Genomic DNA, 24017 nt, shown 5'->3' on the forward strand with positions numbered 1-24017 from the left:
GGAGGCAACAATGCTGATCCGCCGAATCGCGGCAGCCGTCCTCGCCGCCCTCACCCTGGCCGGCGTCCAGGTCGCCACCGCCGCGCCCGCCACCGCGGCGCCGCGCGTCCTCTACTACGACGTCAGCCAGGCCCAGGAGTTCCAGGCCGTCGCCCAGCAGGGTTTCGCCATCTGGAACAGCCGCGCCACCAACGTCCGCCTGGACCCGGTCCCGGCCGGCCGCACCCCCAACATCCGGGTGTACGCCGACAACGGCTGGCCGCGCGCCTACACCCAGTCGCTGGGTAACGGCTACTGGTACATGGGCCGGCAGGCCGTCAACCAGGGCTACTACCCGCCGCGGATCGCCGCCCACGAGATCGGCCACCTGCTCGGCCTGCCGGACAACCGGACCGGCCTCTGCACCGACCTGATGTCCGGCAGCAGCGCGCCGGTGAGCTGCACCAACGCGTATCCGAGCGCCCGGGAACTGGCCACCGTCAACGCCAACTTCGCCTCCCTGACCTCGTCGGCGGCGACCGCACCGGCCCGAACCTACGTCTGGGTCGGCTGACCGGTTTCGAGCAGCCCGGCTGGTTGGACCCGCCGGGCGGGCCCTGGCGGGGGCCTGCCCGGCGCTCCGCACCGCCGCGACCATCACCTGTGCGCTCTGTGGGGGCACGGTCCACCCGCGATCGTGGTGGATCGCCATGGCGGACGGGTGACGGTCGCGGCGGGCGGTCCGGAATCCTTACGACAATCGTGCAGCACCGGGTGGCCGCCGGCCGATACGGTCGGAATCATGAAGCGGACTCTCGTTCTCGGCGGCGGTGGTGTCACCGGCATCGCCTGGCATCTCGGCCTTCTCTGTGGACTCCAGCGGGCCGGCGTACCCCTCGGCAACGCCGGAACGATCATCGGCACCTCCGCCGGCTCGGTGGTCGGCACCCTGGTCGCGGCCGGTGTGGACCTGGAGAAGGCGGTCGCCCTACAGGAGACTCCGGCAGATGCGGCAACTCCCTCTTCCCCGCAGGCGACGAGTGTGGCGGCTCCCCCTTCCCCGCGGGCGGCGGGGCCGGCCGGTGACCGGTGGCTGACGGCGATGGCGGTGCTCGCCGACCCGTCGGTGCCGACGATGGAGGCGCGGACCCGGGTCGGTGCGATGGCGCTGGCCGCCGCCGGGGACGAGGCCGCGTATCTGGAGCGGATGCGGCCGCTCATCCCGGTCGCCGACTGGCCGGCCGCTGACCTGCGGATCACCGTGGTGGATACCGCCGATGGGCGGGACCGGGTGCTCGACGCCGGGTCCGGGGCGACGCTGTTGCAGGCGGTCGCGGCGAGTTGTGCGGTGCCGGGGCTGATGCCGCCGGTGACGATCGGCGGGCGACGGTACATGGACGGCGGAGTCCGCCTGGGCGCCGCCGCCGACCTGGCCGAGGGTGCGGACCGGCTGGTGGTGATCGCCCCGCTGGCGATGCTGGACCGCAAGCGGATCCGGGACGAGATGGCCGCCTCCGGGGCCGGGCGGTCGCTGCTGATCGAGCCGGACGCCGCCGCGCTGGAGGCGTTCGGGCCGGATCTGATGGATGCGCGACGGCGTCCGGCGGCGGTACGGGCCGGGTTGCGGCAGGCTGGGGTGCTGGCTGATGACGTACGAGAAATCTGGAGTTGAACTTGTTGACGCCTTTTGTCGCCGTCGACGTCACCGTGCTCGACACGAACCTCCGGGCGATGGCGGACCACGCGGCCGCCCACGGGGTGGCGTTGCGCCCGCACGCCAAGACCCACAAGTCACCGGAGATCGCCCGCCGCCAGCTGGCACTCGGCGCGACCGGCCTGACCGTGGCGACCGTCAGCGAGGCCGAGGTGTTCGCGGACGCCGGTGACCTGTTCATCGCCTATCCGATCTGGCCGTCCGACGAGCAGGTCGCCCGGCTGCGGGCGCTCCGGGAGAGGACGGCGCTGCGGATCGGCGTCGACTCGGCGGAGAGCGCCGAAGCCCTCGGCCGCGCCCTGCCCGGCCTGGAGGTGCTGGTCGAGGTGGACAGCGGGCATCACCGCAGCGGCGTCGTCCCGGCGGAGGCCGGAGCGGTCGCGGTCGCCGCGGACAAGGCAGATCTGCTGGTACGCGGGGTCTTCACGTTCCCCGGCCACGCCTACGGTCCGTCCCGTCAGCAACCGGCGGTGGATCAGGAGTCGGCCGCCCTGGCCGAGGCCGCCGCCGCCCTGACCGCGCACGGGCTGGACGCGTCGGTGCGCAGCGGCGGCTCCACCCCGACGGCCGCGCTGACCGGTGACACGCTGACCGAGATGCGGCCCGGCGTCTACGTCTTCGGTGACGCCCAGCAGGTCGAACTCGGCACGTGCGGCTGGGGCCGGGTGGCGCTGACCGTGACGGCGACGGTGGTCAGCCGGTCCGGGCAGCGGTTCATCCTGGACGCGGGCAGCAAGGTCCTCGGCGCCGACCAGCAGGCGTGGGCGACCGGCGGCGGCCGCCTGCTGGATCTGCCGGACGCCCGGATCGTCGCGCTGTCCGAGCATCACGCGACCGTCGTGCTCCCGGAGGGCCAGCCGGTTCCGAGGCGGGGCGACCGGATCCGGGTCGTCCCGAACCACGTGTGCGCCACGGTCAACCTGGCCGACGAGTTGATCGTGACCGAGAACGGCACCCCGGTGGACCGCTGGCCGGTGTCAGCCCGCGGCGCGAACACATAACCGAAACCGATGCTCGGCCGGCGTCAGGCCGCGGCGCACATGCATGACCGAAACCGACGCCCCGGCCGGCGTCAGGCCGCGGCGCACATGCATGACCGGAAACGACGCCCCGGCCGGGGTCAGGTCGCGGCACGGACACGTGACCGGAAACGACCAGGGGTCAGGCCCCGGGCCCGGGTGAAGGCGCGGCTGAACGCGGGCACCGAGCCGTACCCGACGGCGGCCGCGATGCTCTCCACACTGTCGCCGGTGCGGCGCAGGCGCATCGCGGCCAGGTCCATCCGCCACTGGGTGAGGTAGGCGGCCGGGCTCAGCCCGAGCGCCACCGGAAACCGCCGGGCGAGAGTGGCCCGGGACACCGCGATCTCGGCGGCCAGGCTCGTGGTGGTCCACTGGCGTCCCGGCTCGGTGTGGATCCGTTCCAGCGCCCGGTTGACGACCGGATCGTGCAGCATGCCCAGGAAACCCTTCAGCGGCGCGGCCCGCAGCAACTGGATGAGCATGATGTCGACCAGGTTGTTGAGCATGGCGGTGCCGGCGATCCCCGGCCGGGTGAGTTCCCGCCCGAGCAGCCGGACGGTGTCGTCGAACCCGTCGTCGCCCCGCCCGCCACGCACGTGGATCAGGTCGGGCAGGGCGTCGATCACCTGGGTACGAGCGGTGTGGTCACAGTCGTAGTGCATCGTGATCAACCGGGATCCGCGCCCGTTCAGCCGGTGCCGGGCCCCTTCCGGCAGCAGCACGACATCCCCGGCGGCAAGATCGAGCGGCGGATGCCCCGGCCGCCGAAGTGTCGCCGCACCCTCCACGACGACGTGCAGCGCCGCCCCGGCCTGGTCCCCGAACGCCGCCGCCCACTCCCCCGCGTCGTCGATCCACGCACCGAGCGCCCCCCGAACCCCGGACACCTGAAGCATGTCGCTGACCACATCCACGGCCGAAATCCTAGCCGCGCCCTGAGTCAATCAATCAATTCTCCGAGTCAAAAGAGCATCGATCAACCCACGGCTCCCCTCGTACGGTCATCCCACAGCCGAAATCCGACCCTCGCACCACTGAAGTTCCCTACCACCGCCCCCTCTCGCCACCACACCCTCCTGCCACCGTCCGCTCTCGTCACCGCACCCACTCGCCGCCCTCCACCCCCGCCGTCGTCCGCTCTCTTGCCGCCCGTCCGCCCTCGCCGTCGTCCGCTCTCTTGCCGCCCGTCCGCCCTCGCCGTCGTCCGCTCTCTTGCCGTCGTCCGCTCTCATCCCGCCGTTCGCTCTTTTGTCGCCGTTCGCTCTCTTGTCGTCGCACACCCCTCCAAGGAGAAACCGTGAAAGCCCTCGTCGCCACCGGCTATGGACAGCCCGCCGATCTGGTAGTCGCCGACCTGCCGATCCCCCGGCCCGGCCCCGGCCAGATCCAGGTGCGCATCGCCGCCGCCACCATCAACCCGACCGACATCAGAGCGACCGCCGGCGGCTTCCGGGCCATGGTCGAGCTGGAGTTCCCGTATGTCCTCGGCACCGACTTCGCCGGAACCGTCACCGAGACCGGCCCGGGCGTCACCGCCTACCGGGTCGGCGACGAGGTCTTCGGCCAGGCCCTGCCCCGGGCACTGAGCATCGCCGCCGCACCCACCCGCCCGTCGCTGAGCACCGGCGCGCTGGCCGAGTACGCGGTCTTCGAAGCCGACACCCCGATGCTCGCCCACCGCCCGCCGGAGCTGCCCGCCGATCAGGCCGCCGCCCTGGCCATCCCGGGCGCGACCGCGCTGGCGATCATGCACGTCGCGGCGATCGGCCCGGGCGACCGGGTCCTGGTCATCGGCGCGACAGGCGGTGTCGGCACGGTAGTGCTGCCGCTGCTGGCCAAGGCCGGCGCCACGGTGATCGCCACCGCGTCCGGTGCGGAGCGCGGCCGCTTCCTGGGGGAACTGGGCGCACACGAGATCACCGGTTACACCGACTACCCCACCGACGTCGACGTGGTCCTGAACCTGACGCTCTTCGCCGACGCCCTCGCCCCCGCGGTAGCGGCGCTGCGCCCCGGCGGCCGGTTCGTGTCGATCATCTTCCCGCCGCTGTCCCCGGAACAGATCGGCCGCGACGACATCGAGGTCCATTTCGTGATGGACCTCAGCGGCACGCACAGCGACATGCGCGCGGTCGCCGCCGGCGACCTGACCGCAGTCATCGCCGCACGCCATTCCCTGAACGACGCGGTACAGGCCGCGATCAACTACAGCACCGGACACCCACTCGGCAAGGTCGTCGTCACGATGGACGCGGACGCGCCGCCAGCGTGACAACCGCGTCGGCGAAGGGGCTCGTCACGATGGGGGTGGATGTGCCGTCAGTGTGACGATCGCGTCGATGCCGGTCGGGACGGCGGGGTCCAGGCGGACTCCGCCGCCGTCGGCCTCGGCCAGTTTGCGGACCAGGGCCAGGCCGAGGCCGCTGCCGCCGCGCGGGGCGCCGGGCGCGCGCCAGAACGGTTCGAGCGCCTGCTCCCGCTGCCCGTCCGGCAGGCCCGGCCCGGCGTCGGTGACGTGCAGTTCGACCCGGCCGCCCGCGATCCGGACGGCGGTCAGGGTGATCTCGCTGCCGGACGGCGCCACGATCAGGGCGTTGGAGATCAGGTTGTCGAGGATCTGCTCGACACTGCCGGAGACCGCCGAGACCCAGACCGGTTTTCCGGTACGCGCCACCACGGTCACGCCCCGCTCCGCCGCGAGGGGCTGCCAGATCTCGGCCCGCTCCACGGTCCCGGCGGCCAGGTCGACCGGCTCGGGGGTCTCCTCCCGGCGCTCTATCAGCGTCAGGTCCAGCAGCGTGTTGACCAGCTTGTCGAGCCGTTCGGTCTCGCCGAGAGCCGCGTCCAGGTTGGCGACCCCGGCCGGGGCGACGTCCGGCTCCAGGTTCTCCAGGCGCAGCCGGAGCGCGGCGAGCGGGCTCTTGAGCTGGTGGGACGCGTGCTCGACGAAGGATCCGCGGGCCTCCAGGACGCTGTGCAGCCGGGCGGCCGTCCGGTTGAACGTCTCGGCGAGCCGCCGCAGCTCGGGTGGCCCGGCCGCGCCCGGGACGACGGCCGGCCCGGTGTCGTCGGCGAGCTGCCGGGTGGCTTTCTCCAGCAGGCGCACCGGTTTGCCGATCCAGGTGGCCAGCGCGTACGCCACGGCCACACTCAACGCCAGGACCGCGACCGACGCGACCGCGAGCAGCGCCCAGAACTGCTGGACCTGGGCGAGCAGGGTGCTGGAGGGGACACTGACCCGGACCGTACCCAAGGAGGGTTTGCCGGGGTTGACCGGAACCTCCGCCGACATCAGCGACACGCCCTCCTCGGGCGGCGCGGTGCTGAAGACCCGGTTGCCGCCGGCGTCGAACAGCTCGACCCGGCCACGCCAGCGCTCGGCCGATGCGCGGGCGATCTGCTCGGCGCCGTCCGCGTCGGCCTCGTCCAGTTCGGCGTCCACGTACGACGCGAGAACCTCGGCCTCGCGCTCCAGCTGCCGCAGCGCCTGCTGCTGCTCGCTGCTCTGGAACACGTAGCCGAGCGGGATCGCGAGCGCGACCAGGACCAGCAGCACCAGGGTGAGGTGGCTGAGAAGGAGACGGCGGATCATCGGTCAGTCCAGCGCGACGAGCCGGAACCCCACCCCGCGCCGCGTCTCGATCCACGCGGGGTCACCGAGTTTCTTGCGCAGCGCCGCGATGTGGAAGTCGAGGGTCTTGCCGCGGCCCTCGGCGGTCGCCCACACCTGCTCCAGGAGTTTCTGCCGCAGCACCACCGCGCCGGGGCGGGCGGCGAGCATGTCGAGCAGGTCGTACTCCTTCGGGGCGAGCGGCACCGGGGTGCCGCCGACACTGACCTCGCGGGTGGTGCGGTCGATGACCAGGCCACCGATGGTACGGACGTCGGGCTCGGCCGCCACCCCGACCGGGGCGCGCTCCACCGCCGCGGCCCGGGAGCGCCTGTCGACGGCCCGGATCCGGGCCACCAGCTCGCGCAGACTGAACGGTTTCGCCAGGTAGTCGTCGGCGCCGCCCTCCAACCCGCGGACCAGGTCGGCCTCGCCGCGCCGTGAGGTGAGCATGATCACCGGCACGTTGCGGGTCCGGTTGAGCTCCCAGCACACGTCGACGCCGTCGATGTCGGGCAGCCCGAGATCGAGCAGCACCAGGTCGACCGGTGGGGAGGCCAGCGCCTCGGCGCCGGTGCCGACATGACGTGCGACGATGCCGTAGCGCGCCAGGCCCTCCACCAGGGGCACCGCGATCGAGTCGTCGTCCTCGACCAGAAGCACCTGCATCGTCATCCCTTCGCCACCGTGTTCGCGCCGCCTCGCTCGATGACGACTATAGGAGCCGGGCCGCTCCGGAGAGTGCTCGACGAGCCGCACGTCACTCGCTGAGAGTCAGCTTGGGAATCGGTGAGTTTTACCCCAGGAACAGGCCAGGAAACTGCAAGGGAAAAGCCAGAAGATCAATTACTAAATCATTGTGTACGAATGAGAAGTTCGCCGTTCCCATCGGGGTCGGATAAGGTTCGCGGACATTCCGGCCGTTGTCGAGTGCTCTTACCGGCGCTGTTCCCAGCGCTCCTCCCGACGCTCTTCCCACCGCGACCGGAACCGTAGACCCCTGTCGATTCAAGTGTGAGTGGAGTTGATGTCCGCCGTGGGCGGATATGGTTGGCAAGTCGTCCTGGTCGTGGTCCTGGTGCTGCTCAACGCGGCGTTCTCGGGAAGCGAGATGGCACTCATCTCGCTGCGGGAGAGCCAGTTGCAGCGCCTCGAACGACAGTCCCGGACCGGGCGGACCCTGGCCAAACTGGCGCGCGACCCGAACAGGTTCCTCGCCACCATCCAGATCGGCATCACCCTGGCGGGATTCCTCGCCTCGGCAGCCGCCGCTGTCGCCCTGGCGGCGCCACTGATCGAGCCGCTGAGTTTCCTCGGCACCGCCGCTGAACCGGTGGCGATCTTCCTGATCACCCTGATCCTGACGTTCTTCACGCTGGTCGTCGGCGAGCTGGCGCCCAAGCGGATCGCCATGCAGCGGGCCGAGGGCTGGGCGATGCTGGTGGCCCGCCCGCTGGACGTGCTGGCCACGCTCTCCCGGCCGGTGATCTGGCTGCTCGGCAAGTCCACCGACGGCGTGGTCAAGCTGGCCGGCGGCGACCCGAAAGCGGGCCGCGAGGAGGTCTCCACCGAGGAGATCCGCGACATGGTCGCCAACCAGCAGGACTTCACCGCCGAGCAGCGCGAGATCATCTCCGGTGCCTTCGAGATCGCCGACCGGATCCTGCGCGAGATCCTCGTACCGCGTCGTGACGTGCTTGTTCTTCCCGCCGATCTGACCGCCGCCGAGGCGATGACCCGGCTGGTCAAGGGCGGGCACTCGCGGGCGCCGGTGACCGGGCCGATGGGCCTGGACGACGTGCTCGGTGTGGTCCACCTGCGCGATCTGGTGGCCGCCGACGGGCTGGTCCGCGACCACATGTTCACCGCGGTGTTCCTGCCGGAGACGCTCAAGGTGTCCGACGCGCTGCGCCAGCTGCGGGCCCAGCGGCAGCAGTTCGCCCTGGTCGTCGACGAGCGCGGCGCCATCGACGGCATCGTGACCATGGAGGACCTGGTCGAGGAGGTCGTCGGCGAGATCTACGACGAGACCGACCGGGACGTGCAGTCGGTGGTGCGCGAGGACGACGGGGCGATGCTGGTCCCCGGCACCTTCCCGATCCACGACCTGCCGGACATCGGCGTCGAGATCGAGGAGGAGGAGCTGGACGCGGGCGACTACACCACCGTCGCCGGCCTGGTCCTGGCCCGTCTCGGGCACATTCCCACCACCACCGGCGAGACCGTGCGTATCGACGGGCACACCGCCGAGGTCGTCGAGGTCACCGGCCGGGCCATCACCCGTCTGCGGCTGCGTGCCGCCGCCCCCGCCGAGGTCGCACAGGACGATTGAGTCCCTGGCAAACCTTTCAGCGACCACTCAGGACGGTCGGTTAGTTTTACGTACCGTAAATTGTGGTTTGGGGCTTTGATCGGAGTTCACGTGGTTTTCAAGAAGATGCTGGGTGCCTTCGGGGTGGGTGGCCCGAGTGTCGACACGGTGCTGTCCCAACCGGGCGCGCAGCCGGGCGCGCCGATCACCGGGCAGGTCAACCTCGTCGGTGGCAGCAGTGACGCCGCCATCGAGCACATCACCCTCGGCCTGGTCACCCGGATGGAGGTGGAGCACGGCGGCGGCGAGGGCCACGCGACGGGCGAGTTCCACCGCCTGACCGTCAGCGGCCCGATGCGGCTCGCCGCCGGCCAGCAGCTGTCCCTGCCGTTCCAGCTGATCCTGCCGTGGGAGACACCGATCACCACGGTGTATGGGCAGCCGTTGCGCGGCATGGTGATGGGCGTGCGCACCGAGGTGTCGATCGCCCGCGCGCTCGACAAGGGCGACCTCGACCCGCTCCAGATCCACCCGCTGCCCGTGCAGCAGAAGATCCTGGACGCGTTCGCCCAGCTCGGTTTCGTCTTCAAGTCCGCCGACCTGGAGTACGGGCAGATCGCCGGCGTGCACCAGACGCTGCCGTTCTACCAGGAGATCGAGTATTTCCCGGCCCAGCAGTACGCGCACGTCGTCAACGAGGTCGAGCTGACCTTCGTGACCAGCCCGCAGCAGGTCGACGTGATCCTGGAGTTCGACAAGCGCGGCGGCATGTTCGGTGGCGGCGGCGCCGACAGCTTCGGCCGCTACACGGTGTCCCACAACGACACCGACACCACCGACTGGACGTCGGTCGTCGACGGCTGGGTGCGCTCAGCGGTCGAGCGCCGCCAGGCGATGCCCGGTTTCGGCCAGCCCCCGATGCCGCACGGTCAGCCGGGGTACGGCCAGCCCGGTCACGGACAGCCCGGATATGGCCAGGGCCAGCCCGGTTACGGTCAGCCCGGTTACGGCCAACCTGGCATGCAGCCCGGGTACGGTCAGCCCGGCTATGGGCAGCCGGCTATGCAGCCTGGTTACGGGCAGCCCGCTTACGGGGCTCCCGGCTACGGTCAGCCTGCTTACGGCCACCACGGCCACTACCAGGGCCACGGCCACGGTCACGGCGGTCACGGCCACGGCGGCGGTTCCGGCATGGGCGGCGTGGCGATGGGCGTGGTCGGCGGTCTGGCCGCCGGTTACGTGGCCGGCGAGGTCATGGACGAGTTCTTCGGCGACGACGAAGAGGGCGGCGACGAGGGCGAGGACTGACCTTGAGGCCTTCCCCGGCGCGGGGCGACCGTCTACCTGACGCCTTCCCCGGCGCGAGGCGACCGTCTACCTGACGCCTTCGCCGGCGCGGACGACCTTCTGCCTGGCGCCGGCAAGGACTGACGTTCCCGCCGAGTCAAGCCCGATCGGCTTTCCGTCCGGGGAGGGCTTACCTGCGTGCCGTCGCCGGTGGGGCCGGCCTTCTCCTCGGCAAGGGTGAGGGCCGGCGTTCTCGCCGGTGACGGCCTGACGAGGTGACGGAGCGGGTGGCGGGGGCCGCCCGCTCCGATGCACCGGGATCTCCGTTGCCCACGCCGGATCGACTCGGAAAGATGGCCCGGATGAGATCGACGGATTCATCCGGTTCATCCGGCGGCGAAGGCTCAACCCGCGTGGAAGGACTCCATGCGGGCGCCTCGCTCGACCTCGATATCGACACCTCGCCCGACCTCGATGCGGACACCTCGCTCAACCATGGTGCGGACACCTCGCTCGACCTCGGTGCGGATGCCTCGCCCGATCACGTTGCGGATGCCTCACTCGATCACGTTGCGGATGCCTCACCCGATCACGGTGCGGACGCGGTGCCCGGCCACGGTGCGGACGCCGCGCCCGGCCGCGGTGTAGGCGAATCGTTGGATGCGTTGCTGGCCCGGGTGCTGGTGGAACGGGATCCGGAATCGGCCTTCGGCTGGCATGACGGGCGGATCGAGGTGATGTGCCGGGAAGACAAGGATGCCAGCGTCCGCTGGGCCCTTTCTCGGCTCGACGATCCGGATCCGGATGTCCGGTGGTTCACCGCTGTCGTGGTGGACGAGTTCTCCACCGCCGGGATGCCATGTCCGGACGAGGCGCGGGCCGTCCTGGCCGCACGCCTGCCGGTGGAGACGAACTCCGACGTCCTCATCTGCCTGATCAGCGCGTTCGCCGGATACCACGACGCCGGACACCTTCCCGAGATCCAGGCTCATGCCGGGCATCCCGATCCTCGGGTGCGCGAATGGGTCGCCGGGGTGATCTGCTGGTCGATGCCCGAAAAGATCGATCTTCTGACCGATTTTGCCCAGGACCCGGATCCTCGGGTCCGCGCCACCGTCCTCGGGGTCTGCCGCTACGCCTTCGACCATCCGGTGACCGCCAGGTTCAGCGCCGCGCTCCGTGATGATCCGGATCCCGAGGTGCGGGCGCTGGCGTTGGAGGTACTGGCCCGGGATGGAGACGCCGCGGCATACCAGGAGCTGAGGCGGCTCGGAGACGAGGCCGGAGAGGAAAGCCAGGCCACAAAGATGGCCGACGCCGTTCAAATCCGGCTACGCGACTGAGGGCAAAGCCTCTTCCCGGCCCAGTTTTCCACGGCAGGAAGCCTGGATCGACCGGTCGCCCTCCTGCTGCCTACCTTTTCCACGGCAGGAAGCCTGGTTCGACCGGTCGTCGTCCCGCTGGAACGGGACTGCTCCGGGCCGGTTACCAGCCTTCGCGAGGGTGGTAACAACGGGGACTCCTTCGTCGGGGTGGGGCCAAGTACCGTCGGAACGGTGAACAACCGAGTGGAAGTGCGTGAGTTCCTGACCACGCGACGGGCCAAGATCAGTCCGGAGCGGGCCGGGCTGCCCGTGGTGGGGACGCGGCGGGTGCCTGGGCTGCGCCGTGGTGAGGTGGCGGCGCTGGCCGGGGTCAGCGTGGAGTATTACGCGAAGCTGGAGCGCGGCTCGCTGGCCGGGGTCTCGCCGAGCGTGCTCGACGCCATCGCCCGCGCACTACAGCTCGACGACGCCGAGCGCGCTCATCTGCAGCGGCTCGCGCAGCACGCGAACGGGGCCGGTGGCCGGTGCCGGCCGGAGAGCAAGTCGAAGCAGAAACCGTGGGTGCTGCGGCCGGCCCTGCAGTGGTCGCTGGACGCGATCACCTCACCGGCCATCGTCGTCAACCTGCGGCAGGACCTGGTGGCGGCGAACCTGCTGGGCCGGGCGATGTATGCGGATCTCTACGCCGACTCCGCGGTGACCCCGAACTTCGGCCGGTTCACGTTCCTGGACAGCGCGTCGCGCCGTTTCCACCCGGACTGGAATCTGGCCGCCGACATGCTGGTCGCCAACCTCCGTACCGCCGAGGGCAAGGATCCGTGCAACGAGGGCCTGCAGGAGCTGGTCAGCGATCTGTCGGCGCGCAGTGACGAGTTCCGCCGACGATGGGAGGCCCACAACGTGCGCATCCACACCAGCGGTGTGAAGTATTTCCGGCATCACGTGGTCGGCGACCTGGAGCTGAACTACGAGACGATGGATCTGCGGACCGAGTCCGACCTGAACATGACCATCTACGCCGCCGAGCCGGATTCGGCGACCGCGGACCGGCTGCGGCTGCTGGCGTCGTGGGCGGCCGAGCCGGTGACCCCAGGGGTGTACCACCAGTAACTCCCCCAGGAGTGGCCCGCTGTGTTCTCGTGGAGGGGTACCACTCGAGAGACCTTCACCGGAGGACACCATTCTCACCGTCAACGCCATCGCCGCGCCCTCGGCCACCGAACCGCTCGTGCGTACCACGATCGAACGGCGTGACCTGGGCCCGCGCGATGTCCTCATCGAGATCACCTACGCCGGCATCTGCCACTCCGACATCCACACCGTGCGCGGCGAGTGGGGCAAGGTTCCCTACCCGCTGACCGTCGGCCACGAGATCGTCGGTCACGTGACCGAGGTCGGCGCCGAGGTCACCAGGCACGCTGTCGGTGACCGGGTCGGCGTCGGCTGCATGGTCAACTCCTGCCGGGAGTGCGAGAACTGCAAGGCCGGCATGGAGCAGTACTGCCTGGACGGCAACACCGGGACGTATGCGGCCGTCGACAAGGACGGCACCGTCACCCAGGGTGGGTACTCGACCCACATCGTGGTCGTCGAGGACTTCGTGCTGCGGGTGCCCGAGTCGATCCCGCACGAGGCGGCCGCGCCGCTGCTGTGTGCCGGGATCACCACGTATTCGCCGCTCGCGCACTGGAAGGCCGGTCCCGGCAAGAAGGTCGCGGTTGTCGGCCTCGGTGGCCTCGGCCACATGGGCGTCAAGATCGCGGTGGCGATGGGCGCCGAGGTGACCGTGCTGTCGCAGACGTTGAGCAAGAAGGACGAGGGCCTGGCCTTCGGCGCGCAGCACTACCACGCCACCGGTGACCCGGCGACGTTCGAGACGCTGAAGAACACCTTCGACCTGATCATCAACACGGTCAGCGCGCCGATCGACATGGGCGCCTACCTGAGCCTGCTGCGGCTGGACGGCACGTTCGTCAGCGTGGGCGCGCCGCCGGAGCCGCTGCCGATTCAGGTGTTCACCCTGTTCAACAACCGGCGTTCGTTCGCCGGTTCGAGCATCGGTGGCATCGCCGAGACCCAGGAGATGCTGGACTTCTGCGCCGAGCGCGGCATCGCCCCGCAGGTCGAGGTGATCAGCGCCGACGAGGTGAACGACGCCTACGAGCGGGTGCTGAAGTCCGACGTCCGCTACCGCTTCGTGATCGACATCGCGTCCCTGCGCTGAGCAGGCCACCGATCTGAGCCGACGCCCCGGGCGCCGGCACAAGGGCCAGGCCCCGGGATCGGGGCCTGGCCGCCGACCGAAGCCTCGGCAACACCGCCAAGCCGAACCGGGCCAGGCCTAGCCGAACCGGGCCAGGCCTAGCCGGGCCAGGCCTAGCCGGGCCAGGCCGAGCCGAGCCGAGCCGGGCCAGGCCGGGGCCAGGCGGGGCGGGATTTGACGTGATGGGGCCGCGGTCGAGTGAGCGCTTGACTGCGGCCCCGGTCGGTTGTGGCGTTGGGGTTTGTTACTTGATGGTGGCGGCTCGCTTTTCGGCCTTTTCGATCAGGTCTCGGACCAGCTTTTCTGAGCCGTCCATGTTTTCCCAGCCCAGGTCGGTTACCACCAGGACCGTGTCGTTCACCTTCGACAGGGCCGCGTACTGGGCCACCGTCGCGGGGGCCTCGTCGGCGTAGCTGAACCTCTGTTCGATCTTCACCAGTACCGAGTCGTCGTCGGATTCGATGACGGTCCACTGGTGCTGGTCCTTGCCCAGGCCGCCCGGGCACTTCTCCAGGGCCGCGCTGATCTCGGTGAACTGGGCGGCGGCCCCGCCCGCCTCGTGCCGGCCGACGAACTCGACCACCGTCGACGGGGTGCTGCCCTGCTCGCTGCCGGGAACGGTGTACCGCATCGCCACCGCGTCGGTCCGGGTGCCGTCGCTCGGGTACGGGTCGGTGCCACAGGGCCGCAACGGCCGTACATGCGGGAAGTCGCCCTTCTCCAACGGCTCGGCGGTGGCGCCGCGTGTGTCGTCCGGCTGCAGCAGGGCCTCGGCCGGGATCCCGCTGACCGCGGCCGTGCTCGATTCCGACTCCGCCGACGCGGAGACCGGCGACGGGACCGAGCCGCTCGACGCCGTGTTCCCGGCGCCGGAAGCACATCCGGCCAGGGAGACGGTGAGCAGACCGGCACCTACCGCAAAACGCATCGATGTTGTCCTCATGACCACAAATTGCCCACCGATTTTCCGGTTGACACCTCGATTCCGGAACACGTCCCGGGAGCCGACGCGCGCCTGGCTGGTGGGGGCCGCTATACAGCTGCCATGAACCCGGAGCTGACTCACGCTTTCGAGACCCTGCTGCGCCGCCCGCTGACCGATTTCGAGCCGAACGCGACGTACGCCCTGTATCGCCAGGACAACAGCGTCACCGATGCGTTCTTCGACGAGGATCTCGATCTGGATCTGCTGGCCCGGGGCGAGATCGTCGGGCAGCCGTTCGACGGGGTGCCCGGACTCGCCGACACCGGCTTCCCGGGGCTGTGGCAGGTCGATCTGGGCCGGTCGGTGTTCCTGATCGAGGCCGACGACGTGCCGGATTCCCTGTGGCGGCACCGTCGCGGCACCAAGGTCGGCAAGGTGCTGCGCCGCGACCCGGTCGACCTGTCCGAGGAGTGGGTCAGCGTCGACCTGCGGATCCACACCGACGGCACCCTGTTCGACGCGATGCGCGCCGCGACCTGGACGAACCGGGCCTTCGGCGACGGTGGCCTGGATCCGGCGCTGACCGTCGAGCCGAAGTGGGAACGCCGGCTGGCCGCGATCCCCGATCCCGGCCTCCGTGATCACCTGCGCGAGTTGTGCCTGACCGCCGAGTCGGCGCGCGGGGCCGGCGCCCGGTTCCTCGGCCGGCGGCATCCGGGCTTTCCCTGGATGTCAGCAAAGGGCTATCGGGTCATCGCCGCGTGGAGCTTCGGTGAATCCGAGGCGACGTCGCTCGTCGTACAGATCCCGGCGAAGCGGTCCTGAGCTACGGTTGCACGCCGGCCACCAGGGCACCTGGCCCACCAGGGCACCTGGCCCACCAGGGCACCTGGCCCACCAGGGCACCCGGCCTACCGGAGCACCCGGCCCCGGCCCGGCAAGTAACGCGACCCCGATCCACCAGGCACCGCGACGGAGGAACCACAGATGTCGGACCACGACCTGGCACAGGCTTTCGAGATTCTGCTGCGCCGGCCGCTCACCGATTTCGACGCCGAGGCGACCTATGCGCTCTATCACTGGGACGACATGCAGTCGTCGGAGTTCTTCCACGGGGACTTCGACCTGGGGCTGCTGACCCGGGGCGAGATCCTCCCGCCGTCGGCGGGTGTGGACGGGACGTTCTCCTCCCACGTGTGGCCGGTCGACCTGGGGCGTTCGATGTTCCTGATCGAGGCCGACGTGCCGAAGCTGCTGCGGTCCCGTTCCGGCGCCAAGGTGGGCCGGGTGCTCGCCGAGGAGGGCCTGACCGCCGCCGACCTCGAGGACGAGTGGGCCCGGATCGAGCTGCGCGTGCACACCGACGGCACCCTCTTCGACGCGATGCGCGCCGCCACCTGGACCATGGGTGACCCGCCGCAGCTGACCGGTTTCGATCCGGACGGTATCGGCCTGCGGGTGAAGCCGAAGTGGGAGAAGCGCCTGGCCGCCGTCCCGCACACCGGCCTGCGCGATCACCTGCGGATGCTCTGCCTGGACGCGCATTCGGCCCGCGGCGACGGCGCCCATTTCGCCGGCGCCGACCACCCCGGCTTCGACTGGATGAAGCGCAAGGACTACCAGGTGGTGGCGGCCTGGGAGTTCGGCGAGGGCCAGGCCACCTCGGTGATCGCCCAGATCCCCGCTCAGCGCCCGGCGTCGTAGCCAGGCCGGGCGTGGGCGGACCTGGCGTGGGCGGCCCGGGCGAGGGCGGCCCGGGCGAACTGGTCGTCCCAGCGGCGGGGGAACGGGAGCATCAGGTGCTTGGCGCGCCACGGCCCGGTCTGGCGGACGGCGTTGAAACCGGCCGCGGTCACGATCCGGTCGGCGGAGGCGAACAACGAGCGGGCCGGGTACGCGTCGACGTGCTCGACGTCGGCGGGCAGGCCGGGCGGGGGCTGCGGTGATACCAGGATCAGCCGTGGGTGGGCGTTCTCGGCGGCGGCGCAGTCCCGGGCGTACGACAGCAGGTCGTTGATCTCGCTCGCCGGGCCGGAATGCAGGACCAGCCAGGAGCCGGGCGGCAGGGCGGGGAGTGCCGGGGCGGGCGGGTCGACGAGGGTGAGCGGGGCGATCGCGCCGGTCAGGCTCGCGCGGTGGGCGGGGGCGAGGTCCTCGATGAGCCAGGTGCGGTCGAACCGGATCGGGTTCGCTGGGAGCAGCGGGCGGTACGCGTCCCAGCGCAGCAGCCGGGCCAGGTGGACCGTGGTGGTGCCGGCCGGGATCCGGTCCGCGGTGAGGTCGCCGGAGAGCCCCGCCGGGAAGGCGTCCACCACCAGCACCGACGGCCTGAGGTCACCGAGCGCGGCGGCGGGGAGCAGCCGATGCGGTCCTAGGATCCGCGGGTCGGCGGCGAACGGCGACGTGCTGAGGATGGTCGCGGGCTCGTCGGCGTGGACGGTGTGCAGGTAGGCGCGGATCCGGGTCAGGTGACCGAGCCCACCGCCCTGGGCGTAGCAGACGATCACCGGCTGGCCGCGAGGACCTTCAGGTAGCCCTCGGTCTCCGCCGCGACGGTGAATCGTTCCCGGACCCGGCGGGCCGCGGCGGCGCCCCGGGACGTCAGGTCGGCCTCGGCGGCCCGGTGCACGGCGGCCCGGCAGGCGTGCGGGTCACCGGCCGGGAACCGGAAACCGATCTCGTCGTCGACCAGGTCGGCGAGCCCACCGGCGTCCGAGGCGAGCAGCGGCACACCGAGCGCGGCGGCCTCCAGCGCCACGTTGGGCAGCCCGTCGTAGAAGGAGGGCAGGGCGACCAGATCGCAGGCGGCGTAGACCCCGAGCAGCTGGTAACGATCCTGAAAAGGCAGGATGTTGTACGAGATGTCCGGGTGAGCCGAGAGCCACTCCTCGACGCCGGGCTCCAACTCCCCCGCCAGAATCAGGTGGAAACGCTCCGGACTCCGCCCGATCGACAGCGCGTCCAGCAGCAACCGGACACCCTTCTTGCTCTTGAGATGGCCGATCAAACCGAGGGTCCGGCGCCCTCGAGGAACATTTTCGGTACGCCAGAGTTGTGCTTTCTCCCGCTCGGAAGGCAGCAGAGCCCATTCGGTGGTGTCGATCCCGTTGGCCACCCAGGAAACCGGGGTGCCCGGCGCGACCCGGGACACCAGCGGCCCCGTTCCGGACGCCACGACACAGACGTGCGCCGACGCCCGCAATCCCTCCAGCACCACCGGCTGCCGCCGCAACGAGAACATCCCGGTGTCGAAGTCGTTCCCCCGCAACAGCGTGACCAGCGGCAACCCGGCCCAGGCGGCATACACCGGCGCGGACAGCATCGGATAGGTGCCGCCGAACGCGACCACGTGCGAATAGTCGCCCATCGACGGTTCGAGAATCGTCCACAACTGCCGTAACGCGTGTTCCGGGTCCTCACCCAACGGCACCACCCGGACCCCGTCGAGTTTCTGCGGGGACGACCGCCGGCTCAGATGGACCACGTCCACCCCGACCCCGGCCGCGCGCAGTCCCCGGACGATCCGGTCGCACGAGTTGGCCATTCCCCCGGGACTGGGCGGGAAGTTCTCCGTCACCCAGAGCAGCCGCATCAGCTGTCCACCAGGGCGTCGTCACCGTCGTCGAGATAATCCTGATCCGCGCCGGCGTGCGGGTCGAAAGCGGCCCGGTCGAAAGCGTCGAAACTCGTGTACCACAGGGTGTCCTGATAGGCCGAGGACGACGAATGCCGGTAACGGCGGCGCCGGTACGCGGCAGCCGACGCCGGATGCCCGAACTGATTCCGGGACGCCGCGCATTCCGGGCACAATCCGCCCTCGGCAATATGATCGGCACACAGCGCCCGCCCGCACCCCGGGCATCCGGCGACGGCCATTTGACCGCATTTCCCGAGGGTGAAGAATCCGGTGGTGACGGCACACGGCGTCATGACAGTCCTCGCGGGGTCCAGCGGAACGGTTCGGTGGCCACGGTCAGGATCCGGTCGATCTGGTCCTGGGCGCTCTGCGGAGTGCTGAGCTTGGCGGAGGCCGAGATGGCACGCCGCTCCCCGTCCTGCACGGTCACGGCGATCCAGGGTGGCGGCGGGGACGACGGCCGCACACCCCGGGTCACGGGAGCCAGCTTCCGACGTACGCGAATGATCTGAACCTTTTTGATTTTGCTCTTGGTCTTGGTCTTGTTGCGGAAATTGCGTTTGGTGATCCGCCGGTGCCGTTCCCGGTCGACCACCAGGATCTCCAGAGTGCTGCCGTCCCGCAGATGGGCGACCATGGTCAGCCACGGGTCGATGCTCCACGTCTCGACCACCGACCGGATCGGCGGCCGCACCGGCAATTGCCGCGACGGATGGCTCTTTCCCGGCGCATGGGCGCCGCGCAGATCCACGACCAGCGACAGCATTCCCTTCGGGCCGAGATCGGAGCAGACCTCCTGGATCAACGGCACGAGCACGTCGAGAGTACGTGCCGGCAGCGCCCATTTCGTCCGGCTGACCAGCCCGGCATGGCGCCCGAGGCTGGCCGTCACCGCGAGCCAGGCGGACGCGGGCAGCGTGCCACGCAGACCGCGCTCGTGGATGAGGGCCTGGTGCAGCGGATGGAACTCCGCGATGGCGGCCTTCTGCTTGCCCCAGAAGAACATGATCGGACGCTATCAGTGGGCCGTGACCCGGTCGTATACGCCGGACAGCTGATCCCGGGCATGCTGCCAGCCCCGCACCCGCCCCCGGGAGCGCTCGCCCAGCTCCCGGCCGAGATCCGGGTACTCCAGCAGCACCCGGATGGCCCGCGCCAGCTCGGCCGGACGGTCCGGCGGGACCAGCCGGCCGCAGTCCCCCAGCACCTCGCGGATCACCGGCAGGTCCGAGGCCACCACCGCGGTCCCGGCGGCCATCGACTCCCACACCTTGATCGGGCTGCAGCCCTGCTCCAGGTTGCGCGGGGTCGCGGTCAGCGGGGCCACCGACAGCTCGGCGTGAGTCAGCCAGGCCGCCACCTCGTCGTGCGGCAGCATGTGCTCCCAGTGGGTGCGCAGGTCCAGGCGCTCGGCGAGGCCGCGCAGCCGGCGGGTCCGGGACGGAGCCACCGACGAGCAGATCACCAGCGTCAGATCGGGCAGGTCGGCGAGCCGGGCGAACGCCCGCAACAGCACGTCCACGCCCTGCCACGGCTGCACCGCGCCGACGTAGATCAGGTAACGGCCGGGGGCGGCGGCGGGCCGGGGCAGGTCGGCCGGGACCGGGTCGGCGCCGTTCGGGATCAGAACCACGCGGTCCGGTTCGACGCCGCGGGCGGTCACCGCTTCCTTGATGACGTACGACGGAACGACCACCGCGCCGGCCGCCGTCAGACAGTGTCCTTCCAGCTCACGCACCTTGTCGAGGGTCGTCGGGGCGACGTGCGGCCACGCGTACGGCAACTCTATCGACGGCAGCCCGTTCGCCTCGTAGACCAGTCGCGCCCCGGTGCCGAGCGCGGGCAGCGCACTCCACGGGTCGCGGACGTGACACAGCTCCAGGGTGTCGTGATACGGCGCGAGCTGCTCGGCCACCCAGGCCGAGAACGCCTGCGCCCGGTCCAGCAGGTTCGGGACGACCTCGGTGAACCGGACGATCTCGACATCGCCCTCCCGCTGGTAGGCGGGCAGATCCGGGCCGCCGAGCACACACAGCAGCCCGCCCCGGTACCGCTCGAACAGCTCGGCGGCCATGTGCCGGATGTGCACCGCCGAGCCCTTGGCCGACGGGAACCTGTCGAAGGCGATGTAGGCGGCCCGATGCCCGCGGTGTCCGGTCATGCCGGCGCCCCGCTCCGCGGTCGTGCCGGTGCCCCGCTCCGCGGTCGTGCCGGCGCTCCGCTGCGCCGCTGCCGGTGCCAGGTCACCTGCCGCCGGAGCCCCTCGTCCAGGCCGGTGCCCGCGGTCCAGCCGAGCAGGGCGGTGGCCCGTGCGGTGCCGGCCCAGGTCCGGTGCACGTCGCCGGGCGCCGGGTCCTTCGCCACCGTCGGTGGTGCGGTGCCGGTCAGCGTGGTGATCCGGTCCAGAGCGTCGCGCAGCGTGGTGCTCTCCGGGTTCCCGACGTTGATGATCGTGCCATCGGGCAGCGCAGTGGTGGCGGCCCGGATCGTCGCGTCCACCACGTCGCCCACGTAGGTGAAGGACCGGCTCTGCCCGCCGTCGCCGTAGAGCGGAGCCGGCGTCCCGTCCAGCGCCGCCTCGATGAACCGGTGGAACGCCATGTCGGGTCGTTGCCGCGGGCCGTAGACCGAGAAGTACCGCAGGATCACCGTGTTGCCGGCCGCGGCGACGAGCTGCTCGGCCTCGGCTTTCGACCGCGCGTAGGGGCTGCGCGGATCGACCGGGTCGTCCTCGGTGCAGGGCCGGGTGGCGTCCCCGTAGACCGACGAGCTGGACGCCAGCACGAACCGGGGCCGGGTCGACGCGCAGGCTTCCAGCAGCCGCCGGGTAGCCACCACGTTGTCGCGGTGCGCGTCGGCCGCACCGGGCCCCCACGAGCTGCGCACCCCGGGCCGCCCCGCCAGATGCAGAACGACGTCAGCGTCGGCAAGTGCACCGAGATCATCGACGGCCAGGTCACAGACCGCCCACTCCCCCGCCCCGGCCCGTCGAGGGCTTGCGACAGCACCCGGCACCCCGGCCGGGTGGGGATTTGCGACAGCGCCCGGCATCCCGGCCGGGTGGGGATTTGCGAGAGCACCCGGCACCCCGGCCGGGTGGGGGCTTGCGGGAGCGCGCGGCATCCCGGCCACGTCGACCGCCACGACGTCGTGGCCCGCTCGCGCGAGGGCGTCGACGAGATGGCTGCCGATGAAGCCCGCAGCTCCGGTGACCACAACCCGCACAGCCGGACTCTAACCGACCATCAGCCCTCTTCCACCTGTGGCACCACCTGTGGAACTGCCTGCGGCACCGCCGACCCCGGCCACAGCTGACCCGCCGTCGACAGGAGAGCGGCACAGCACATCGCCGAGATCGCGATGATCCCCACGGCCAGCGGGGCGGCGAGCTGACTGGCCAGCGGGTACATGTAGTCGACCGCCATCAGCACCCGCCCGGGCACCCCCGCCGAGTCGATGATCGCATCCAGGTCGGGGACCATGCTGAGCACGCTGTCCACGCTGTTGGCCGCGCAGGCAGCCAGCCCCGGCAGGCCGATCAGCAGGATCAGTCGTCGCGTCGACCACGGTGTCCGGGCGATCCGGTGGGTCGCCGCGGTCATCAGCTGCCATGTCACGACCAGCCCGATCGCGAACCCGGCGATCGCGCCGGCCGGCACCCCGCCCGGCTCGACCGGGAAGGCCCCGATCTCCACCGCGGTCCGGTCGCCGACGCCGGCCACCCGGATCAGCACGCCGCCCCGCTGGGCCCAGAAGACCTGGTCGGTCTCCGCACCGGACGGGGACGGGCGCAGCTCACCGGTCGTCCAGCCCGCGGCGGCGAGGCTCCGGTGGGCGTCGGTCACTACGGCCGGGCCCGCGGCGACCCCGTCGTAGAACCGGGTCTCCCCGAACGGCGCCGGGAAGGAGCCGCTCCAGCCCTCGAGACCGAAGGTCTGGAACACGCCGGCCGCCTGGTAGGTGATCGACGTGTCGAGAAGGCCGTCGCCCAACGCTCCGTCGACGGACGTCGGCGCCTGCCCGGCCAGGGTGTCACTGAGGACGGCCAGATCCGGTTTCTGCGGGTCGGCGGCGGCCCACACCGCGAGCGCCCCGCCCCCGCCGAGCACCAGGGCCACCCAGACCGCCACCAGCACGGTCGCGATCGCGCCGGTCCAGTGCGCCGGGACGAACCGATACTTCAAACCCATCAACAGCAGGTACGCCACCTCGCCCCGGGACGGCCGGGTCTGCCCCGGCCCGGCCGAGTCCAGCAGGGTCGTGAGGATCTCCAGCCCGCGCTCGCGCCGGTAGAACGCGGGATAGGCCCACAGCCAGCGACGGTAGGAACGCTCCAGCTCAGGCATGCTGAACTCCCCCGATGAAGCCGAACGCCTCGCGGAGCCGGCCGGAGGCCACCCGCGCGTTCGACTGGAGACGCTCCACCGCGGCTTCGAGTGCCGCCCGGCCGTCGTCGGACAGCACGTAGTAACGGCGCAACCGGCCGGCCACGGCCTCCTCCCGGTCCACCGTGATCAGGCCTTCGGCGGTCAACCGATCCAAGGCCGCGTACAGCGTGCCGGCCTTGAGTTTGACCCGCCCGCCGGACAGCTCCTCGACCGCCTGCATGATCCCGTAGCCGTGCAACGGGGTGCGCACCAGCGCGGTGAGGACGAAGAACGTCGGTTCCTGCATCGCCATGACCGGAACTATAGACCATCTGTATATGCAACCGATCTGCCGGTGGAAAACGAAGGGGACGACGAGATGGCAGGATGGGTCCGTGCGCGCCGTGATCTTCGACAGCATCCGTTCGGAACCCCGGGTCAGGGAGGTGCCCGAGCCGATCGCGCCGGACGACGGTGTGGTGGTCCGGGTGATGGCCACCGGCATGTGCCGCAGCGACTGGCACGCCTGGGCGGGCCACGACGAGATCACCCTGCCGCACGTCCCGGGGCACGAGCTGGCCGGTGTGATCTCCGCGGTCGGCCCGGCGGTCACCCGCTGGCGGCCCGGTGACCGGGTGACCGTGCCGTTCGTCTGCGGCTGCGGCCGGTGCGCGTGGTGCCGCAGCGGGCAGGCCCAGGTCTGCCCCGACCAGCAGCAGCCCGGGTTCACGCACTGGGGTTCGTTCGCCGGGTCGGTGGCGCTGCACGCCGCCGACACCAACCTGGTCGCGCTGCCGCCGGCCGTCGACTTCGCCGCGGCGGCCGCGCTGGGCTGCCGGTTCGCCACCGCGTACCGGGCGCTCGCCGGCCGGGCCCGGGTCACCGCGGGCGAGTGGGTGACGGTGATCGGCGCGGGCGGGGTGGGCCTGAGCGCGGTGATGATCGCCCGCGCCCTGGGCGCCCGGGTGATCGCCGTCGACCGGCACCCGGCGGCTCTCGCGGTGGCCGCCGAACTCGGAGCAGATCAAACCCTACTTGCCGCCGGTACGAATACCGGCGGCACAGACACCCGCGGCACAGACACCCGCGGTCCGGACACCGGCGGTTCGAGCACCCGCGGTCCGGACACCGGCTGCACGGATATTCCGGCCGCCGTCGCCGAACTCACCGGCGGCGGCAGCCACGTGTCGGTGGACGCGGTCGGCAGCGAGCAGACCTGCGCCGACGCGATCCTCAGCCTGCGCCGCCGGGGCCGGCACGTGCAGATCGGGCTGTTGCCGCCGGTCGACGGCCACCCGCGGGTGCCGATGGCCCGGGTGATCGGCTGGGAGCTGGACGTGCTGGGCAGCCACGGCATGGCCGCGGTGGACTATCCGGAGATGATGGCGCTGATCGAACAGGGCCGGCTGGAACCGCAGCGGCTGATCGAGCGGACCATCGGCCTGGCCGAGGCGGCGGCCCTGCTGCCCGGGTTCGATCAGGCGACCGTGGCGGGCATGACGATGGTCGATCCCGCGCGCTGACGCCGCGGGCCGGTGACGGTTGGGTTCCACCGACGCTGGGTGTCGGACTTTTCA

The 24017-nt window shown here is 71.0% G+C and carries 24 protein-coding genes; 12 read left to right on the plus strand and 12 right to left on the minus strand.

The annotated features are described in order from the left end of the window. Positions 1-10 precede the first annotated feature (10 nt). The 3 genes from Aco03nite_RS36655 to Aco03nite_RS36665 all read left to right on the plus strand — a co-directional run bounded on the left by Aco03nite_RS36655 (position 11) and on the right by Aco03nite_RS36665 (position 2694). Positions 11-553 (plus strand): snapalysin family zinc-dependent metalloprotease, encoded by a 543-nt coding sequence (locus tag Aco03nite_RS36655; RefSeq protein ID WP_203804507.1) that lies wholly within the window; start codon positions 11-13, stop codon positions 551-553. A 228-nt stretch (positions 554-781) separates the two neighbouring features. Next, entirely contained in the window at positions 782-1651 is an 870-nt protein-coding gene (locus Aco03nite_RS36660; RefSeq protein ID WP_203804510.1) for a patatin-like phospholipase family protein, read from the plus strand. Beyond that, a complete protein-coding gene (locus tag Aco03nite_RS36665) occupies positions 1648-2694 on the plus strand; it encodes an alanine racemase (protein ID WP_239145738.1) in 1047 nt (348 codons plus the stop codon). Before Aco03nite_RS36660 ends, Aco03nite_RS36665 begins: the two co-directional genes overlap by 4 nt. 119 nt (positions 2695-2813) lie before the next feature. Here the strand turns inward: Aco03nite_RS36665 and Aco03nite_RS36670 are convergent, their stop codons facing one another. Continuing rightward, complete coding sequence (locus Aco03nite_RS36670) at positions 2814-3629, minus strand: AraC family transcriptional regulator (protein ID WP_203804512.1); 816 nt, start codon at positions 3627-3629, stop codon at positions 2814-2816. 383 nt (positions 3630-4012) lie between these two features. Here Aco03nite_RS36670 and Aco03nite_RS36675 point away from each other — a divergent pair, with 383 nt between their 5' ends. After that, positions 4013-4987 carry an NADP-dependent oxidoreductase gene (locus Aco03nite_RS36675; protein WP_203804514.1) on the plus strand — a complete coding sequence of 325 codons (975 nt, stop codon included), beginning with the start codon at positions 4013-4015 and terminating at the stop codon, positions 4985-4987. 24 nt (positions 4988-5011) lie between these two features. Here Aco03nite_RS36675 and Aco03nite_RS36680 read toward each other — a convergent pair whose 3' ends face one another. After that, on the minus strand, positions 5012-6307 hold the full coding sequence (locus Aco03nite_RS36680; RefSeq protein WP_203804516.1) for a sensor histidine kinase: 1296 nt from the start codon (positions 6305-6307) through the stop codon (positions 5012-5014). 3 nt (positions 6308-6310) lie between these two features. Beyond that, the gene (locus Aco03nite_RS36685; protein WP_203804518.1) at positions 6311-7000 is read right to left on the minus strand and encodes a response regulator transcription factor; all 690 of its coding nucleotides are present in this window, start codon (positions 6998-7000) and stop codon (positions 6311-6313) included. A gap of 352 nt (positions 7001-7352) precedes the next feature. On the opposite strand from Aco03nite_RS36685, the gene Aco03nite_RS36690 reads away from it, so the two are divergent. The 5 genes from Aco03nite_RS36690 (at position 7353) to Aco03nite_RS36710 (ending at position 13472) form a co-directional block, all read left to right on the plus strand. After that, a complete protein-coding gene (locus Aco03nite_RS36690) occupies positions 7353-8657 on the plus strand; it encodes a hemolysin family protein (RefSeq protein WP_203804520.1) in 1305 nt (434 codons plus the stop codon). A 90-nt stretch (positions 8658-8747) separates the two neighbouring features. Continuing rightward, a complete protein-coding gene (locus Aco03nite_RS36695; protein ID WP_203804523.1) occupies positions 8748-9944 on the plus strand; it encodes a sporulation protein in 1197 nt (398 codons plus the stop codon). A 341-nt stretch (positions 9945-10285) separates the two neighbouring features. Further along, complete coding sequence (locus Aco03nite_RS36700) at positions 10286-11266, plus strand: HEAT repeat domain-containing protein (RefSeq protein ID WP_203804525.1); 981 nt, start codon at positions 10286-10288, stop codon at positions 11264-11266. 213 nt (positions 11267-11479) lie between these two features. Beyond that, a complete protein-coding gene (locus Aco03nite_RS36705; RefSeq protein ID WP_203804527.1) occupies positions 11480-12358 on the plus strand; it encodes a helix-turn-helix transcriptional regulator in 879 nt (292 codons plus the stop codon). A 70-nt stretch (positions 12359-12428) separates the two neighbouring features. Next, entirely contained in the window at positions 12429-13472 is a 1044-nt protein-coding gene (locus Aco03nite_RS36710; protein WP_203804600.1) for an NAD(P)-dependent alcohol dehydrogenase, read from the plus strand. 283 nt (positions 13473-13755) lie between these two features. Here the strand turns inward: Aco03nite_RS36710 and Aco03nite_RS36715 are convergent, their stop codons facing one another. Continuing rightward, positions 13756-14439 (minus strand): hypothetical protein, encoded by a 684-nt coding sequence (locus Aco03nite_RS36715; RefSeq protein ID WP_203804529.1) that lies wholly within the window; start codon positions 14437-14439, stop codon positions 13756-13758. A gap of 117 nt (positions 14440-14556) precedes the next feature. Between Aco03nite_RS36715 and Aco03nite_RS36720 the strand changes: the two genes are divergently transcribed. Both Aco03nite_RS36720 and Aco03nite_RS36725 read left to right on the plus strand, forming a co-directional pair. Then, positions 14557-15261 (plus strand): hypothetical protein, encoded by a 705-nt coding sequence (locus tag Aco03nite_RS36720; RefSeq protein ID WP_203804530.1) that lies wholly within the window; start codon positions 14557-14559, stop codon positions 15259-15261. A gap of 162 nt (positions 15262-15423) precedes the next feature. Beyond that, positions 15424-16140 (plus strand): hypothetical protein, encoded by a 717-nt coding sequence (locus Aco03nite_RS36725; protein WP_203804532.1) that lies wholly within the window; start codon positions 15424-15426, stop codon positions 16138-16140. On the opposite strand, the gene Aco03nite_RS36730 is transcribed toward Aco03nite_RS36725, so the two are convergent. The 8 genes from Aco03nite_RS36730 to Aco03nite_RS36765 are packed head-to-tail and all read right to left on the minus strand — an operon-like array spanning position 16122 to position 22753. Then, on the minus strand, positions 16122-16943 hold the full coding sequence (locus Aco03nite_RS36730; RefSeq protein ID WP_203804535.1) for a hypothetical protein: 822 nt from the start codon (positions 16941-16943) through the stop codon (positions 16122-16124). The genes Aco03nite_RS36725 and Aco03nite_RS36730 overlap by 19 nt on opposite strands. Continuing rightward, entirely contained in the window at positions 16940-18028 is a 1089-nt protein-coding gene (locus tag Aco03nite_RS36735; protein ID WP_203804538.1) for a glycosyltransferase family 4 protein, read from the minus strand. Before Aco03nite_RS36735 ends, Aco03nite_RS36730 begins: the two co-directional genes overlap by 4 nt. Beyond that, entirely contained in the window at positions 18028-18312 is a 285-nt protein-coding gene (locus tag Aco03nite_RS36740; RefSeq protein ID WP_203804541.1) for a hypothetical protein, read from the minus strand. Before Aco03nite_RS36740 ends, Aco03nite_RS36735 begins: the two co-directional genes overlap by 1 nt. Before the next feature lie 50 nt (positions 18313-18362). Continuing rightward, positions 18363-19079 carry a hypothetical protein gene (locus tag Aco03nite_RS36745; RefSeq protein ID WP_203804544.1) on the minus strand — a complete coding sequence of 239 codons (717 nt, stop codon included), beginning with the start codon at positions 19077-19079 and terminating at the stop codon, positions 18363-18365. A gap of 12 nt (positions 19080-19091) precedes the next feature. Further along, the gene (locus tag Aco03nite_RS36750) at positions 19092-20234 is read right to left on the minus strand and encodes a glycosyltransferase (RefSeq protein WP_203804547.1); all 1143 of its coding nucleotides are present in this window, start codon (positions 20232-20234) and stop codon (positions 19092-19094) included. Continuing rightward, complete coding sequence (locus tag Aco03nite_RS36755) at positions 20231-21298, minus strand: NAD-dependent epimerase/dehydratase family protein (RefSeq protein WP_203804549.1); 1068 nt, start codon at positions 21296-21298, stop codon at positions 20231-20233. Before Aco03nite_RS36755 ends, Aco03nite_RS36750 begins: the two co-directional genes overlap by 4 nt. A 20-nt stretch (positions 21299-21318) precedes the next feature. Continuing rightward, the gene (locus Aco03nite_RS36760; RefSeq protein WP_203804551.1) at positions 21319-22419 is read right to left on the minus strand and encodes a hypothetical protein; all 1101 of its coding nucleotides are present in this window, start codon (positions 22417-22419) and stop codon (positions 21319-21321) included. Further along, positions 22412-22753, minus strand: a complete 342-nt coding sequence (locus Aco03nite_RS36765; protein ID WP_239145739.1) for a PadR family transcriptional regulator — start codon at positions 22751-22753, stop codon at positions 22412-22414. The genes Aco03nite_RS36760 and Aco03nite_RS36765 overlap by 8 nt, the downstream gene beginning before the upstream one ends. Positions 22754-22835: 82 nt before the next feature. On the opposite strand from Aco03nite_RS36765, the gene Aco03nite_RS36770 reads away from it, so the two are divergent. Continuing rightward, positions 22836-23963 carry a zinc-dependent alcohol dehydrogenase family protein gene (locus tag Aco03nite_RS36770; RefSeq protein WP_203804553.1) on the plus strand — a complete coding sequence of 376 codons (1128 nt, stop codon included), beginning with the start codon at positions 22836-22838 and terminating at the stop codon, positions 23961-23963. Positions 23964-24017 lie beyond the last annotated feature (54 nt).

This window comes from Actinoplanes couchii, from assembly GCF_016862075.1.
In the GTDB taxonomy this organism is placed as follows: Bacteria; Actinomycetota; Actinomycetes; order Mycobacteriales; family Micromonosporaceae; genus Actinoplanes; species Actinoplanes couchii.

Coding starts and splice junctions, on each gene's coding strand:
- Aco03nite_RS36690 (WP_203804520.1), top strand. CDS start 7,353: ATGTCCGCCGTGGGCGGATATGGTTGGCAAGTCGTCCTGGTCGTGGTC.
- Aco03nite_RS36750 (WP_203804547.1), bottom strand. CDS start 20,234: ATGACCGGACACCGCGGGCATCGGGCCGCCTACATCGCCTTCGACAGG.
- Aco03nite_RS36745 (WP_203804544.1), bottom strand. CDS start 19,079: ATGTTCTTCTGGGGCAAGCAGAAGGCCGCCATCGCGGAGTTCCATCCG.
- Aco03nite_RS36765 (WP_239145739.1), bottom strand. CDS start 22,753: ATGGCGATGCAGGAACCGACGTTCTTCGTCCTCACCGCGCTGGTGCGC.
- Aco03nite_RS36680 (WP_203804516.1), bottom strand. CDS start 6,307: ATGATCCGCCGTCTCCTTCTCAGCCACCTCACCCTGGTGCTGCTGGTC.
- Aco03nite_RS36735 (WP_203804538.1), bottom strand. CDS start 18,028: ATGCGGCTGCTCTGGGTGACGGAGAACTTCCCGCCCAGTCCCGGGGGA.
- Aco03nite_RS36715 (WP_203804529.1), bottom strand. CDS start 14,439: ATGCGTTTTGCGGTAGGTGCCGGTCTGCTCACCGTCTCCCTGGCCGGA.
- Aco03nite_RS36720 (WP_203804530.1), top strand. CDS start 14,557: ATGAACCCGGAGCTGACTCACGCTTTCGAGACCCTGCTGCGCCGCCCG.
- Aco03nite_RS36700 (WP_203804525.1), top strand. CDS start 10,286: ATGAGATCGACGGATTCATCCGGTTCATCCGGCGGCGAAGGCTCAACC.
- Aco03nite_RS36725 (WP_203804532.1), top strand. CDS start 15,424: ATGTCGGACCACGACCTGGCACAGGCTTTCGAGATTCTGCTGCGCCGG.
- Aco03nite_RS36660 (WP_203804510.1), top strand. CDS start 782: ATGAAGCGGACTCTCGTTCTCGGCGGCGGTGGTGTCACCGGCATCGCC.
- Aco03nite_RS36685 (WP_203804518.1), bottom strand. CDS start 7,000: ATGACGATGCAGGTGCTTCTGGTCGAGGACGACGACTCGATCGCGGTG.
- Aco03nite_RS36740 (WP_203804541.1), bottom strand. CDS start 18,312: ATGGCCGTCGCCGGATGCCCGGGGTGCGGGCGGGCGCTGTGTGCCGAT.
- Aco03nite_RS36760 (WP_203804551.1), bottom strand. CDS start 22,419: ATGCCTGAGCTGGAGCGTTCCTACCGTCGCTGGCTGTGGGCCTATCCC.
- Aco03nite_RS36655 (WP_203804507.1), top strand. CDS start 11: ATGCTGATCCGCCGAATCGCGGCAGCCGTCCTCGCCGCCCTCACCCTG.